The organism is Streptomyces sp. NPDC020958, assembly GCF_055562175.1.
The window spans coordinates 41,929-55,750 of sequence record NZ_JBVHFU010000019.1; the positions used below are offsets into that span (position 1 = coordinate 41,929).

Sequence of the window (13,822 nt, forward strand, 5' to 3'; positions counted from 1 at the left end):
TGGTCAACCGTGACCAACGCCACACCCATTCCGCGGCGGTATTTGTTTGCGCGCGGCGCGCGATATCGAGGGGTTTGCCTGGAACCGGCTCACCATGACTCGTCGACCAGCCGGCGGGCGGCCACCTCCGCCCCGTCGGTGCGGAGCCGGCTCGCCAGGGCCTTCGCGCGCGCCCCGGTCTCGGGCGACAGGGCGGACTCGAGGGCGGCGCCCAGGGACGCGACGGTCGTGGTCGGAGCGTCGAGGGCCGCACCGAGGCCCAGTGCCGCCACCCGGCCCGCCCAGTACGGGTTGTCCGACAGCCGGAGAGGTATCACCACGTGCGGCGTTCCGGCCCGTGCCGCCGTCAGCGTCGTGCCCGCGCCGCCGTGGTGGACCACGGCGGCCACCTTGCGGAACAGGTTCTGATGGCTGACCTCGCCGATGGCGAAGCAGTCGTCGCCGTCGTCGACGAGATCCAGGTCCGCCCAGCCGCGGGACACCAGGACGCGGTGGCCCAGGGCGCGGATCGCCTCGACGGCCATGCCGCCGACGCCTTCCGCCGGGGACATGCTGCCGAAGCCCACGTAGACCGGCGGGGCGCCCGCGTCCAGGAAGCTCTCCAGGTCCGCCGGGAGCGGGCGTTCGTCCGCGAGGGTCCAGGCGCCCGTCTGCACGACGTCGAGACCCGGGGCCCCCGGCCACGCTCCGAGGACCGGGTCCGCCGCCAACCACGGCCGGTCGGTGAGGATGTGGTCGCGCACGCTGCCCACCGGTGGCAGACCGAGTGCCGCCCGGTGGCCGTTGAGCGCCCCGGCGAACTGCGCGTCGACGCTCCGGGCGTCCGACTCCCACAGCGTCCGGTTGTCGGCGGCCCCCGGCTCCGGCCAGCCCGGCCGTGGCGGTGGCGCGTGGTGCGGCGACGGCAGGTGGACGGCCGCGTAACTCACGTACACGTAGCGGATGTCCGCGGCCTCGGCCACGGATCGCGCGGCGACCTGCCCGAGGCCCGCGGCCACCACCACGTCACATCCGTCGAACGCCGTCGGGAAGGTGTCGAACTGGGTCTCCACCAACGCGTCGCGGTAGCGGGCCAGATCCGCCGCCGACGGCAGGGTCTTCCCGCGCATCAGCTCCCGGACCGGGGGCCCGACCGGCACCAGCCGCACTCCGATGCCTGCGAGCCGCTCGGCGAACTCCTCGTCCGGCGGGGCGCACATCCGCACCTCCGCGCCGAGCGCCCGTAGCCGCACCGCGAGCGCCACCAGCGGTTCGACGTCGCCACGTGTCCCGTATGTAGACAAGAGCACCCGCATCGTGCGTCCTCTTTCATCGGCTTTCGTTGGGGCCGGCGGCAGCAGTGTAGGTCGCGCGGCGCGGGGCGTGGGTGATCGTCGGGTAGCGCCACCGCAGGTGCTCACGTCGGTCAACTCGACTATTCCGGCGCGAGGTTCGGTGTCGGCCGGCTCTGGGCAGTCTGTGCTCGGCGAGGTGTGCAAGATCCCCCATCGGCCACACGACCGGAGTGCCACGCGATGCAGAGTTCGTCCACACCCGTACCCGATGTCTCGGTCATACTGCCCTGCGCCGGATACGGAACACGTTTCGGAGCTCCCTATCCGAAGGAACTGCACTGTCTGGCCCCAGGGGTCACCGTCCTGGACCGCAGCCTGGAAGCCGTCGTCGAACTCGCCAAGAGCGGACTCACCGTGCGCCTGGTTGTCGTGTTCGCGGCACACAAGCTGGACACGGTGAGCTATCTCGCCCGCTATGCCGACACGTTCCAGATGGTCTTCGTGTACCAGGACGAGTCGTTCGGACCCGGTCTCGACGGGGCGATCCGGTCCGCCCTGCCGATGACACAGGGGCCGGTGGCCCTCGTTCTGCCCGACATCGTTGTCGCCGGCCCGGACACGCCGGGCAGGCTCCTCGACGCCCTGCGACATGCCGAGACGGCGGGCTGGAGCGTGGTGGCCGCCGAGGAACGGGACCACGACACGCTGCGGCAGATGGGCGCGCTGGCCGTGTCCGAGGCGGGCGGCGTCCTGACCGTGGGGGCGGCCACCGACAAGCCGGCGGACCCCTCGGGCTTCAACGCGTTCTGGGGGATGGTGGCCGTCACCGAGAGCGAGGCGCACAGGCTGCCCGAGGTCGTGGGCACGGGAGGGGTCAGCCCGTTGGCCGGTGCGGTCGCCCTCATGGTGGAGGGAATCGTCAACTACAACACTCCTTCGGGCTGACCCGGATCTGCCCTGTGCTAGCTTTGAGCTTTTGCAGTGTCGCTGTGTCGGCGCCCGCTTCGGGTCCGGTCGGCGGCCGGATCCCCGCCGCGCCTTCCTCGGTACGGTCCCTTCGGAGGAAGGCTCTCTGTGAGCGAATCTGCACGCGCCGCCGACGCCCGGCGGCAGGACGAGGTGCCGGGCGCCATTGCGGCTCCGCCCCCGGCGGCGTCCTTCGCGGAGCTGGGCCTCCCGGCCGAGATCCTGCGGGTGCTCGCCGAGCAGAGTGTGACGGTGCCCTTCCCCGTCCAGGCGGCGACGCTGCCCCACGTGCTCGCGGGCCGGGACGTCCTGGGCCGGGGCCGCACCGGATCCGGCAAGACGCTCGCCTTCGGCCTGGGCATGCTCGCCCGCACGGCCGGGCGGCGCGCGCGGCCGAAGGAGCCGCTCGCGCTCGTTCTGGTGCCCACCAGGGAGCTGGCGCAGCAGATCGGCGAGGCGCTCACCCCCTACGCCGAGGCGCTGCGGCTGCGGCTCGCGACCGTCGTGGGCGGAGTCTCGGTCGGACGGCAGGCCGCCGCGCTGCGGGACGGCGCCGAGATCGTCGTCGCCACCCCCGGCCGGCTCCACGACCTCGTCGAACGCAAGGGCTGCGGACTCGGACGGGTACGCATCACGGTCCTGGACGAGGCCGACCAGATGTGCGACATGGGGTTCCTGCCCCAGGTCACCGCGATCCTGGACCAGGTGCGTCCCGACGGGCAGCGGATGCTGTTCTCCGCCACCCTCGACCGCGACGTCGACCAACTGGTGCGGCGCCACCTGCGCGACCCCGCCGTCCACTCCGTGGACCCCGCCACCGGCGCGGCCTCCGCGATCGACCACCACGTCTTCGTCGTGCACGGCCCGGACCGGTACGCGGTGACCACCGAGATCGCCGCCCGGGACGGGCGGGTCCTGCTGTTCCTGGACACCAAGCACGGCGTCGACCTGCTCACGCGGCACCTGCGGGCCAGCGGTGTGGCCGCCGGGGCCCTGCACAGCGGGAAGTCCCAGCCGCAGCGCACCCGGACCCTGGCACAGTTCAGGAACGGACAGGTCACCGCACTGGTGGCGACGAACGTCGCCGCACGCGGCCTGCACGTCGACGACCTCGACCTCGTGGTCAACGTCGACCCCGCCACCGATCCGAAGGACTATCTCCACCGCGCCGGCCGCACGGCCCGGGCGGGCCGCTCCGGCACCGTCGTGACCCTCGCCCTGTCGGGACAGCGCCGCGAGACGAGCCAGGTCATGGCGGCCGCCGACGTCGTCCCCGAGGTCACCCGAGTGCGCTCGGGCGAGGCGGAGCTGAGCCGGATCACCGGCGCCAGGGCCCCCTCCGGCAAGCCCCTCGACGGCGGGCCGGGCCTACCGCGCCCCAAGAACCACAACGCCCCGTTCCGCGGCCTGGGCAGCACCAAGGACACGAAGGGCGGCACCGGGGGCAGACCGTCCCGCAGGAGCAGCGAGGCCCGCAAGCTCGCGGAGGCCCGTGAGGCGGCCCGGGTACGGCGGGGCGGCTGAACCCGTTCCCGGCGGATGCCGTTCCCGGCGGATGCCGTGACGCTCCCCCTGGCCGGCCGTAGGGCGCTTTCGTCCGGGGTGCCGCGACCGGGGTCCCCTCCTGCGCGTGCGGCGGGCGGGAGGCCCGGGGGATCCTCGAAAGGGAGAGCCAGCTTCCTGGGAGACGGAGGCCGCCGCCATGCACCCCGTCGTCACCGTGGGCCTCGACGGATCGCCCGAGAGTCTCGCCGCCGCCCGCTGGGCGGCCGACGAGGCCGAAAAACGTGAGCTCACCCTGCGCCTGCTGCACGCATGGCCGATGCTGGCCCCCGAACCGGCCCGCGTGGCCGCGGAGTTCGACCAGAACTACTGGTCGAAGCGTCTCGTCCACGACGCGCAGACGGAACTCCAGGCCCTCCACCCAGGGCTGCCCGTCGTCACCAGCCTGGTCGCCGACGATGCGCGCAACGCCCTCCTGGAAGCGGCGTCCGAGTCGGAGATGACGGTGCTCGGTTCCCGAGGTCTGGAGTCGGTGCAGAGCTACTTCCTGGGTGACGTCAGCATGCCCGTGGTCGCACGGGCCGAGCGGCCGGTGGTCCTCGTCCGTGCCGGGCGCCGGGACGAGGCACCGTTCTCAGCCGCCCCGGGCCGCGTGGTCGTGGCCCTGAAACTGCGCGGGTCCTGCGACGACCTGCTCGACTTCGCCTTCCACTGCGCCGCGGCCCGGAACGTTCCGCTGCTGGCCATCCACGGCCGAAGCGTTCCGCTCCACGCCCGGGTGCCCTGGGGGGTGGACCAGGACGTCGCCGGAGAGATGACGCGGGACGTGCAGAAGCAGCTGAGCAAGGCGCTCCGTCCGTGGCGCGAGAAGTACCCGGGGGTGGACGTGGCCGACGGTGTCGGTCTCGACAGCCCGGCCAAGGCCGTCGTGCAAGCGGCCGAGGGCGCCGCGCTGCTGGTCGTCGGCCGACATGCGCACCGTCTCGGTCCGGCGCCCCACCTGGGCCCTGTGGCACAGGCCGCCGTCCATCACGGGCGCTGCCCCGTCGCCGTCGTTCCTCACGACTGAGCCCGGTCGGCGACCGCGACGGCAGGGGCCGAACGGTCCTGCACGGCGAGGAGCGCGTCGTCTCGCATGACCGCAGCTCGCTGCGCAGAATGGTGCTGTACCCCACCTGTCACGGGGGACCCGACCCCGCACGGGGCGAGCGCCTGGACCGCGAGACCGGCGGCCCGTATCCGGGAGGCACCATGCACCACCGAACGGTCGAGGAGCTCATGACCCGGCGTGTCGTCCGGGCCCTGCGGGACACCTCGTTCAAGGAACTGGTCAGGTTGCTGGCGGACAACGACGTCACCGCCGTACCCGTGGTGGACGATCTTGGGCGCCCCCTGGGAGTCGTGTCCGAGGCCGACCTGATGCGCAAGAGCGCCGATCAGGCCGACCCGTCGGGCCGGACGCCCGTCCCGCATCTGGAAGCCTGGGAACGGGCCAAGGCCGAGGGGTCGCGGGCCGAGGAGCTGATGTCGGCTCCCGCGGTGTGCGCCCGTCCGGACTGGAGCGTGGTGGAGGCGGCCCGCCTCATGGAGACCCAGCACGTCAAGCGGCTGCCCGTGGTCGACGAGGCGGACCGGCTGCTGGGCATCGTCAGCCGTGGGGATCTGCTCCGGGTCTTCCTGCGCGGTGACGACGCCATCCGCGAGGAGATCACCAGGGAACTGCTGCGCGGCACGCTCGGCATCGAACCGGCCGACGTGGCCGCGGAAGTGCGCGAAGGGCGGGTCGAACTCAACGGCACCGTGGAGTACCGGAGTCTGGTTCCCGTCGTCGAGCAGCTCTGCCGGGGTGTGGACGGCGTGGTCTCGGTCACCGGGAACCTCGCCTGGCGGCGCGACGACACGCGGTCCGCCGCTTCCGGTTCCTGAGCACCTGGCAAGCCCACGCCTGCGGCCGCGCCGGGCCGTCAGGCGACGCGGGCCGGCCCACGAACCGGTCGCCCTCCTGCGCGGCGGGCAGCCAGTCGGTCTCCCCGACCTGCCGCAGACCGGCGCTGCGGTCGCCCACCGAGTGGCGGCGAAACGCATCGGCGGGGTCCGCTGTCCTCGGTGGCACGCCTGACCGGCGCTTGAGACGATGACCGCGAAAGGCTTCGTGCCGAAGGAGGTCGGTCATGGCCGTCGGCGCCGATGTGAACGCCTCCCCGGCCGCTCCGTCGTCCGACGGGTTCGTCATGGGCAAGGACGGCATGGCGGCGCTGGTGGACGCGCTGATCAGGCGCGGGTACACGGTCGTGGGCCCCACGGTGCGGGACGACGCGATCGTCCTCGCGGAACTGCGGTCGGCCGACGAGCTGCCGTACGGCTGGGGCGTCGAACTGGAGGCGGGGCGCTACCGGCTGCGTGAGCGGTCCGACGGGGCGGCCTTCGCGCACGCGGCGGGCCCGCAGTCCTGGAAGCCGTTCCTGCACCCGCCACGGGTGCGGGAGTGGAGCGCCGACCGGACGGAGGACGGGCTGGTCATCGCGGCCGACCGGCCCACGCCCCCGCGCTACGCCTTCCTCGGCGTGCGCCCGTGCGACCTGCGGGCCATCGCCGTCCAGGATCGGGTGCTGACCGGTGGGACGCACCGCGACCCCGGCTACGAGGGACGGCGGGACGGAGCGTTGCTGATCGTGGTCGAGTGCACGGAACCCGGTGCGACCTGCTTCTGCGTCTCGATGGGCAGCGGGCCCGCCACCGGCCCCGGCTACGACCTGGCCATGACCGAGGTGGTGGACGGGACCGGGCACCGTTTCTGGGTCCGCAGCGGCAGCGCGGAAGGCGCCGCGATCCTGACCGGGCTGCCGGTCCGCCCGGCCGACCCGGAAACCCGCGAGACGGCCCGCGCGGGCGTCGCGGACGCCGCGGACCGCATGGGTCGCACCATGCCCGAAACGGACCTTCGGGAGCTGATGGCCGCGACGCTCGACGCCCCCCGCTGGGACGACGTCGCCGGACGGTGCCTGACCTGCGGCAACTGCACCATGGTGTGCCCCACCTGCTTCTGCACCACCAGCGAGGACGTCACCGACCTCACCGGAGACCACGCGGAGCGCTGGCGGCTGTGGGATTCGTGCTTCGACCTGGACTTCTCCCAGCTGCACGGCGGCCCGGTCCGCGCCTCCGCGCGCAGCCGCTACCGGCAGTGGATGACCCACAAACTCGGCACCTGGTACGACCAGTTCGGCTCGTCGGGTTGCGTGGGATGCGGACGCTGCATCGTGTGGTGCCCGGTCGGCATCGACATCACGGAGGAGGCCGCCGCCCTGCACGACTGGACACGCTCGGGAGGGGCGGAGCCGTGAGCACCGTGGCACCGCCGCTGCCCCACCGGGTCGCCGGCACCTGGGCGGAGACCGCCGACACCCGGTCGATCGAGCTGGTTCCGGCCGGACCCGGACTGCCGCCGTTCGCACCGGGACAGTTCGCGATGATCTACGCCTTCGGGGTCGGCGAGGTACCCGTCTCGGTCAGCGCCCTGCGCGGTCCCCGGGGCGGTCTGGTGCACACCGTGCGTGCCGTGGGCGCGGTCTCGGCGGCTCTGTACCGGCTGCGCCCCGGTGACACCGTAGGTCTCAGCGGGCCCTACGGCACCGGCTGGGACCTGACGGCGGCGGCCGGGCAGGACCTGCTGGTGATCGCCGGAGGCATCGGTCTGGCCCCGCTCCGGCCGGTCGTGCACGCCGTCCTGCAACAGCGGGACGCATACGGTCGGTTCGCGGTCCTGGTGGGCGCCCGTACCCCGGCCGACCTGGCCTACCGGGACGAGATCGAGAGCTGGCGAGGCCCGGCGGAGGTGGCGGTGACCGTCGACCGCCCGGGCCCCGGCTGGCGCGGCGCGGTCGGCGTGGTCACCACCCTCCTGGACCGCCTGGACCTGCGCCCCGGTCGGACCCGCGCGCTGGTGTGCGGGCCCGAAGTGATGATGCGGCACACCGCACGCGACCTCGTCGCCCGGGGACTGGCCCCGGACCGCGTCCAGGTGTCCCTGGAACGGAACATGCGCTGCGCCACCGGCCATTGCGGCCACTGCCAGCTCGGCCCGCTCCTGCTGTGCCGGGACGGTCCGGTCGTCGGCTACGACCGCGTGGCGCAGCTGCTCCTTGTCAGGGAGCTGTGACATGGTCACCGAACCCGTACCGGCCCCCGGCCACCGGCCCACGCTCGCCGTGTGGAAGTTCGCCTCCTGCGACGGCTGCCAGCTCACCCTGCTCGACTGCGAGGACGAGCTCCTCGGCCTCGCCGACCGGCTGCGGATCGACCACTTCCTGGAGATGACCTCCGCCGAGGGCGGCACCGACGGGGAGCGCGCACGCCCGGCGGGCCGGGGGCCCTACGACCTCTCCCTCGTCGAGGGGTCGATCACCACCGCCGAGGACGCGGAGCGGATCCGGCACGTCCGCCGTGTCTCCCGGTACCTGGTGACCATCGGAGCCTGCGCCACCGCCGGGGGCATCCAGGCCCTGCGTGACTTCGCCGACGTCGACGAGTTCCTCGCGGCGGTCTACGCCCGCCCGGAGTACATCTCCACGCTCGGCACCTCGACACCGATCTCGGCGCACGTGCCGGTCGACTTCGAGCTGCGCGGCTGCCCCATCGACCGACGCCAGCTCCTCGAGGTCATCACCGCCTACCTGGCCGGGCGCAAGCCGCGGATCCCGAGCCAGAGCGTGTGCTTCGAGTGCAAGCGGCGCGGCACCACCTGCGTCACCGTCGCCCACGGGACACCCTGCCTCGGCCCCGTCACGCACGCCGGATGCGGCGCGATCTGCCCCGCCTACGGACGCGGCTGCTACGGCTGCTTCGGCCCCTCGGAACAGCCCAATCTGCGGTCCATGGTCGCCCAGTTGCACCGCGACGGGATGAGCGAGCGGGACATCCAGCGTGTCTTCCGCACCTTCAACGCCACGGCGCCGGAACATGCCCCCGTACCCGAACTCGCGGCCGAGGAGTGCCACCGCTCCCCGAGTGGCTCGCGAACCCGTCCCGAAAGGCCGGTATGAAGCCTCGCGGAACCCGCGTCCTGCGGCTGGACGCGCTGGCCAGGGTGGAGGGCGAGGCGGCCCTCCACCTACGTGTCGAGGACGGTTCGGTCACCGGGACACGGCTGCGCATCTACGAACCGCCGCGCTTCTTCGAGGCCCTCCTGACCGGCCGGGGCCACGCCGAGCCCCCCGACATCACCTCCCGCATCTGCGGCATCTGCCCGGTCGCCTACCAGATGAGCGCCTGCCAGGCGATCGAGAACGCCTGCGGTGTCACGGTGGACGGCCCCCTCGCGGACCTGCGCCGCCTGCTCTACTGCGGCGAGTGGATCGAGAGCCACGCCCTGCACATCCACCTCTTGCACGCCCCGGACTTCCTGGGCCGCGCCGACGTCGTGGAACTCGCCCGCGACCAGCGCCCGGCCGTCGAACGAGGGCTACGCGTCAAGCAGGCCGGCAACGCGATCCTCGAACAGCTCGGCGGACGCCCCGTCCATCCGGTCAACATCCGGATCGGCGGCTTCCACCGGACCCCGGCACCTGACGAACTGCGGCCCCTGGCGGACCGGCTGCGTCAGGCACGGGACGACGCGCTGGAGACGGTCCGCTGGGTGGCGGCGTTCGACTTTCCCGACGCCGTGTGCGACCACGCCCTGCTCGCACTCAGCGAGCCCGGCCGCTACGCCATCGACTCCGGGACGCCCACGGTCCTGGACCCGGCGCCGCGCGGGTTCCCCCTGTCCGACTTCGAAGAGCACGTACGCGAAGAACAGGTACCGCACTCCACCGCGCTCACCGCCACCCTGGACGGCCGCCGTTTCCTGACCGGACCGCTGGCCCGCTACGCCGTCAACGGCCGTTGGCTGCACCCCGTGGCGGCCGACGCGGCGCGGGACGCCGGACTGGGTGATCCGACCGCGGGCGCCGTCTGCGACAACCCCTTCCGGAGCATCGTCGTACGCGCCGTCGAGGTCGTCCACGCCCTCGAAGAAGCCCTGCGCATCATCGACGGCTACGAACGGCCTCCCCGGCCCGCCGTCGAGGTACCGCCGCGGGAGGCGGTCGGCGTGGGAGCGACCGAGGCGCCCCGCGGCCTGCTCTACCACCGCTACGCCCTCGCCGGGGACGGCACGCTCACCGCAGCCCGCATCGTCCCGCCCACCGCCCAGAACCAGAGGGCCGTCGAGGAGGACGTCCGCAGGGCGGTCCAGTCATGCCTGGACCGGGACGGTCCCCCCGCTGACGACGACGAACTCATCCATGTGTGTGAACGGGCCATCCGTAACCACGACCCCTGCATCTCCTGCGCCGCCCACTTCCTCGACGTGACCGTGGAACACGCATGAGCCCCCGGATCGTGGTGATCGGCGTGGGCAATCCGCTGCGCGGTGACGACGGGATCGGCCCGGCGGTGGTGGAGGCACTACGGGGCCGGGTACCCGACGGCACTGTGCTCACGGTCAGCGACGGCGAGCCCGCCAGGCTGCTCGACCTGTGGTGCGACGCGGACACCGTGATCATCGTGGAAGCACTGTGCAGCCGCCCGGGCCGACCCGGTGAGCTGCACACACTGAAACCCGCGGAGGCCGCCGGGCACGCACGGGCCACGGCGAGCACGCACGCCTTGGGCCTGGGGGAGTGTCTGGCCCTTGCGGAGACCCTCGACCGCATGCCGCCGAGGCTCGTGGTGCACGCCGTGGAGGCGGCCGACCTCGGACTCGGCGAGCATTTGAGCGACCCGGTGCGCTCCGCCCTGCCCGAGCTGACGGAACGCGTGGCCGTCTCCGTGCGACAGGCGTACGAACGCCACCACGGGCCGTAGAGGCTTCGAGCTACGGCACCGCAATCGCACGTCCCCCCCCCCGCACGGTCACGTCAGTCCACCGCTTCCGCGGGGGGCGTACAGGTCGAGCAGGCGGATCCGGGAGGCCTGCAGCCGCCGGGCGACCACCCGCCCGACCCAGACGGCGATCGCCCGGCCGTACTCGGCGTCGTCGGCGCACGTCTCCCGGACGGTCCGGGCGTCGAACTCCCAGGCCTGTACCGGGCTCATCGCCTCGGCCCCCAGCTGCCAGAGGTACGGCGGGAAGTGCCAGGACCAGCCGACCAGGTCACCCCGCCCGAGGGTCTCGACGACGGCGGGACGCCGACCGGGCACGAGCAGATCCAGGGCGACGGCTCCGGTCCGTACGACCCAGAATCGCTCGGCGGGCAGCCCCTCCTCGAAGAGCCGGGTTCCGGCCGCGAAGGAGACCTCGCGGGCACACCGCATCAGCCGCTCGCGGTGCGCGGACGCAAGCGCTGCGTTCATGGTGGCGGCGGCCATCGCACGGGCTCCTTCCGGCGGGACGGGAGGCGTCCTTCCAGCCTGGGCTCCTGCGTTGCCCGGCACCACCGGGAAGACATACGGCGGTCACGGCGAGGAGTCGTCACCATGACGGGCAACCGCACGCACCGGCGGCTCGGGGACGTCCCTCACTGATCGGCCGCGGTGATCCGACGGCCCGTCAGGCTCGTCGGCCTGATCGAGATCCACATCTCCCGGGCACCACCGGCCCAGGGCGTGCTGTGCGCGCGCAGGGCGAGCCCGCGCACGGCCTCCGGATCCGTCACCACGCTCGCGGGACCGACGGCGAGCACGCTCCAGCCCCGGCTCAGGGCCTCGTCCACATGGTCCACCTCGAAGGCGGCCTCCGTCCCGGCGGCGGACGCGGCCACCGAGTGGGGGGCGGTCCGGAACACGATGGCGTCGTGGACGACCTCGTAATTGACCGGTACGACCGCCGGACGGCCGTCGGCCGACGTCACCGCGATGCGTCCCACCCCGTGCGTGGACAGCAGGGCACGGCACTCGTCCGCGTCGAGGTCCCGCAGCAGCGGACGGAACAGGGCACGCCCCTGGCCGGGGGGCAGTTCCATGCCTCCGCCGCGCAGGGCGGCGACCGAGGTGCCCAGTGCGGTGGCCAGCCTGATCAACGCCGACATCGACGGATCGGCGGGCTGTTCTTCGAGGTAGGCCAGGTAGTCGGGGGCCATCCGGGCCCGGTGGGCGGCCTCCGCGCGGCTGAGTCCTCGCCTGCGGCGTAGCGCGGCCACCCGTCGGCCTATGTCGCCGGGGCCGACCGTCCCGGTCGGGATTACCGCCTGCGTCGCGTCCGCCTGCGTCGCGTCCGCCTGCGGCGGTACCTCGCGGCCGGGGGCGCGCTGTGCGCGTTCGAGATGGCGGACGCGGGCGTCGGGCCCCGGGAACACGAGCGTCACCTGGTCCGTGTCCGACCAGCGCACGTCGTACGGGGGCGTGCCGTCGTCGTGATGGAGTCCGACGATCTCTCCGTCGCGCCGGGCGGCGCCGGTCGCCGCCGGGGTTTCGATGACGAGTTGGTCGCCGAGGTGAGCGCGCATGATCGGCTCCTCTCTCCTTCCCGTGTCCCGACCTCCTGCCCGCCGGGGATCAGACCGGCCATCCGGAGGTCTGCCGGACGTCCGGCCGGGCTTCGGCCATGCCTCGGATGTCCCGGTCGGCGGTGCTCAGCAGCTGCCGGGCGAGATCGTTCATGGCCCTGCCCGTCGCCAGTTCGTCCCCGATCTCCGGCACGTTCGTGTCCGCCGGGTGGCAGTGCGCCGTTCCGTTGCCGGAGAGTTCCGTGGTGCCGGTGTCCAGCACCACGTGTGCCTTGGTCGTGCCGTCGTCTTCCTCGAAGAGGTGGAGGCGTACCTTCCACTGACCTGTGTGCGACATCGCTCTCTCCTGGGGTGGTCCGTCTTCCACCCTCCACTGTCGGACGGAACCCGCGTGCGGCACAGGGCCGAAAGTCCCCGAGCGACCGGCGTACGGCCCCAGGAGGCGGACGGGCCGCCGCGGAGGGGCCCCGGTGTCCGTGAGCGTGCCACGTGCTTCGCACAAGGGGCCGGGTCAGCCGAACAGACTCCGCACGCGGATCGTCTCCACGTGCCGCCAGGTGCCGTCCGACAGGAGCAGCCGGTCGTGGCCCGTCCGGCGCGGGCGGACGGAACCGACCGCCGCCCGCGGCCGGGCCTGGCTCGCCGACGGCAGCCGGGCGCCGCAGGGGGCGCGCACGGCCCGCCGGCCGGCGGACGTGGGCTTGCTCATGGTCACTCCTCTCCGTCGGGGACGCTGACCTTCACGTCCCGGTGGGAACGGCGATGACAGGGCAGCGGGCGTGGTGCAGGACGCCCTGACTGACCGAGCCCAGCAGCATGCCGGTGAAGCCACCACGTCCACGGGTACCCACCACCAGACCCAGCGCGTGCGCCGAGGCGTCGGCGAGCGCCTGCACCGGATGGCCGACGACCAGCTCGTGCCGCAGCTCCACGTCCGGGTAGCGGGCCCGGCGGCCGGCCACCGTCTCGGAGAGCAGCCGGCGGCACTCCTGCTGGGGTTCGTACTCGTCGAAGATCCGCAGGGGACCGGGCTGCCACACGTACAGCGCCCGCACCTCGGCTCCGCGCAGTGCGGCCTCCTGGAAGGCCAGGTCGACCGCCGCGCCGGAGTGCTCGCTGCCGTCGACACCGACCACGTAGTACGCCGGGTCCTGCGTCACGTGCTCCGGTTCCGGTACGACGACCACGGGACACCGGGCGTGTGCCATGACGGGCAGGGCGACCGACGCGGAACCGAACACTTCCCGAGCCCGGCCCAGGTGGCGCGAGCCCAGCACGACGGCTGTGGCGTCGCGGCTCTGTTCCCCCAGCACCCACGCGGGCTCCCCCTCCGCGAGCACGGCGTCCACATCGATGCCGGGATGCCTGGCCGCGACGAAATCCACCACCTCCGTGAGGATCTGCTTCCCGCTGCGGTGCAGTTCCTCGTTCCACTCCTCCCAGGACGGCGGGACCGCCCCTCCCCGGTAACCCCGGGTCGGCACGCCCTCGGCGTGGACCGCACGCAGCGGAACGTGCCGCCGGGCCGCCTCGTCGGCCGCCCAGGCCAGTGCCGACCGATGGGCCGGATCTGCATCGACTCCGATCACGACGGGACGGCGGTCGCTCGGTGCGGGAGCGGTCATGGTGCTCGCCTCCTCGCTGCTGTGGCGC

15 protein-coding genes are annotated in these 13,822 nt (G+C 73.1%); 9 read left to right on the forward strand and 6 right to left on the reverse strand.

All coding sequences use genetic code 11. From position 1 onward, the window contains the following. Window positions 1–89 precede the first annotated feature (89 nt). The gene (locus tag ACZ3KP_RS35780; RefSeq protein WP_467504733.1) at window positions 90–1,295 is read right to left on the reverse strand and encodes a glycosyltransferase; all 1,206 of its coding nucleotides are present in this window, start codon (window positions 1,293–1,295) and stop codon (window positions 90–92) included. Between the two features lie 219 nt (window positions 1,296–1,514). Here ACZ3KP_RS35780 and ACZ3KP_RS35785 point away from each other — a divergent pair, with 219 nt between their 5' ends. From ACZ3KP_RS35785 to ACZ3KP_RS35825, 9 genes are all read left to right on the forward strand, one after another. Continuing rightward, window positions 1,515–2,219, forward strand: a complete 705-nt coding sequence (locus ACZ3KP_RS35785) for an NTP transferase domain-containing protein (RefSeq protein WP_467504735.1) — start codon at window positions 1,515–1,517, stop codon at window positions 2,217–2,219. Window positions 2,220–2,348: 129 nt separating this feature from the next. After that, window positions 2,349–3,764, forward strand: a complete 1,416-nt coding sequence (locus ACZ3KP_RS35790; protein WP_467504736.1) for a DEAD/DEAH box helicase — start codon at window positions 2,349–2,351, stop codon at window positions 3,762–3,764. A gap of 178 nt (window positions 3,765–3,942) precedes the next feature. Continuing rightward, a complete protein-coding gene (locus tag ACZ3KP_RS35795; RefSeq protein ID WP_467504737.1) occupies window positions 3,943–4,812 on the forward strand; it encodes a universal stress protein in 870 nt (289 codons plus the stop codon). A gap of 182 nt (window positions 4,813–4,994) precedes the next feature. Next, window positions 4,995–5,669, forward strand: coding sequence for a CBS domain-containing protein (locus ACZ3KP_RS35800; protein ID WP_358973090.1), 675 nt, complete (start codon window positions 4,995–4,997; stop codon window positions 5,667–5,669). Window positions 5,670–5,914: 245 nt separating this feature from the next. Then, the gene (locus tag ACZ3KP_RS35805) at window positions 5,915–7,087 is read left to right on the forward strand and encodes a 4Fe-4S dicluster domain-containing protein (RefSeq protein WP_467504739.1); all 1,173 of its coding nucleotides are present in this window, start codon (window positions 5,915–5,917) and stop codon (window positions 7,085–7,087) included. Continuing rightward, entirely contained in the window at window positions 7,084–7,902 is an 819-nt protein-coding gene (locus ACZ3KP_RS35810) for an FAD/NAD(P)-binding protein (protein ID WP_467504741.1), read from the forward strand. The genes ACZ3KP_RS35805 and ACZ3KP_RS35810 overlap by 4 nt, the downstream gene beginning before the upstream one ends. A gap of 1 nt (window position 7,903) precedes the next feature. After that, complete coding sequence (locus tag ACZ3KP_RS35815; RefSeq protein ID WP_358973099.1) at window positions 7,904–8,785, forward strand: NADH-quinone oxidoreductase subunit B family protein; 882 nt, start codon at window positions 7,904–7,906, stop codon at window positions 8,783–8,785. Further along, window positions 8,782–10,113 carry a Ni/Fe hydrogenase subunit alpha gene (locus ACZ3KP_RS35820; protein ID WP_467504743.1) on the forward strand — a complete coding sequence of 444 codons (1,332 nt, stop codon included), beginning with the start codon at window positions 8,782–8,784 and terminating at the stop codon, window positions 10,111–10,113. The genes ACZ3KP_RS35815 and ACZ3KP_RS35820 overlap by 4 nt, the downstream gene beginning before the upstream one ends. Further along, window positions 10,110–10,589 carry a hydrogenase maturation protease gene (locus tag ACZ3KP_RS35825; RefSeq protein ID WP_467504745.1) on the forward strand — a complete coding sequence of 160 codons (480 nt, stop codon included), beginning with the start codon at window positions 10,110–10,112 and terminating at the stop codon, window positions 10,587–10,589. Before ACZ3KP_RS35820 ends, ACZ3KP_RS35825 begins: the two co-directional genes overlap by 4 nt. A 48-nt stretch (window positions 10,590–10,637) precedes the next feature. Here the strand turns inward: ACZ3KP_RS35825 and ACZ3KP_RS35830 are convergent, their stop codons facing one another. The 5 genes from ACZ3KP_RS35830 to ACZ3KP_RS35850 all read right to left on the reverse strand — a co-directional run bounded on the left by ACZ3KP_RS35830 (window position 10,638) and on the right by ACZ3KP_RS35850 (window position 13,794). Further along, window positions 10,638–11,093 carry a cyclic nucleotide-binding domain-containing protein gene (locus ACZ3KP_RS35830; RefSeq protein ID WP_358973108.1) on the reverse strand — a complete coding sequence of 152 codons (456 nt, stop codon included), beginning with the start codon at window positions 11,091–11,093 and terminating at the stop codon, window positions 10,638–10,640. Window positions 11,094–11,242: 149 nt separating this feature from the next. Further along, window positions 11,243–12,169, reverse strand: coding sequence for a pyridoxamine 5'-phosphate oxidase family protein (locus tag ACZ3KP_RS35835; RefSeq protein ID WP_467504747.1), 927 nt, complete (start codon window positions 12,167–12,169; stop codon window positions 11,243–11,245). Window positions 12,170–12,218: 49 nt separating this feature from the next. Continuing rightward, the gene (locus ACZ3KP_RS35840; protein WP_467504749.1) at window positions 12,219–12,506 is read right to left on the reverse strand and encodes a DUF1876 domain-containing protein; all 288 of its coding nucleotides are present in this window, start codon (window positions 12,504–12,506) and stop codon (window positions 12,219–12,221) included. A 174-nt stretch (window positions 12,507–12,680) separates the two neighbouring features. Beyond that, window positions 12,681–12,878, reverse strand: coding sequence for a hypothetical protein (locus ACZ3KP_RS35845; RefSeq protein WP_467504750.1), 198 nt, complete (start codon window positions 12,876–12,878; stop codon window positions 12,681–12,683). A 31-nt stretch (window positions 12,879–12,909) separates the two neighbouring features. Next, a complete protein-coding gene (locus ACZ3KP_RS35850; RefSeq protein ID WP_467504752.1) occupies window positions 12,910–13,794 on the reverse strand; it encodes a universal stress protein in 885 nt (294 codons plus the stop codon). Window positions 13,795–13,822: the final 28 nt, after the last annotated feature.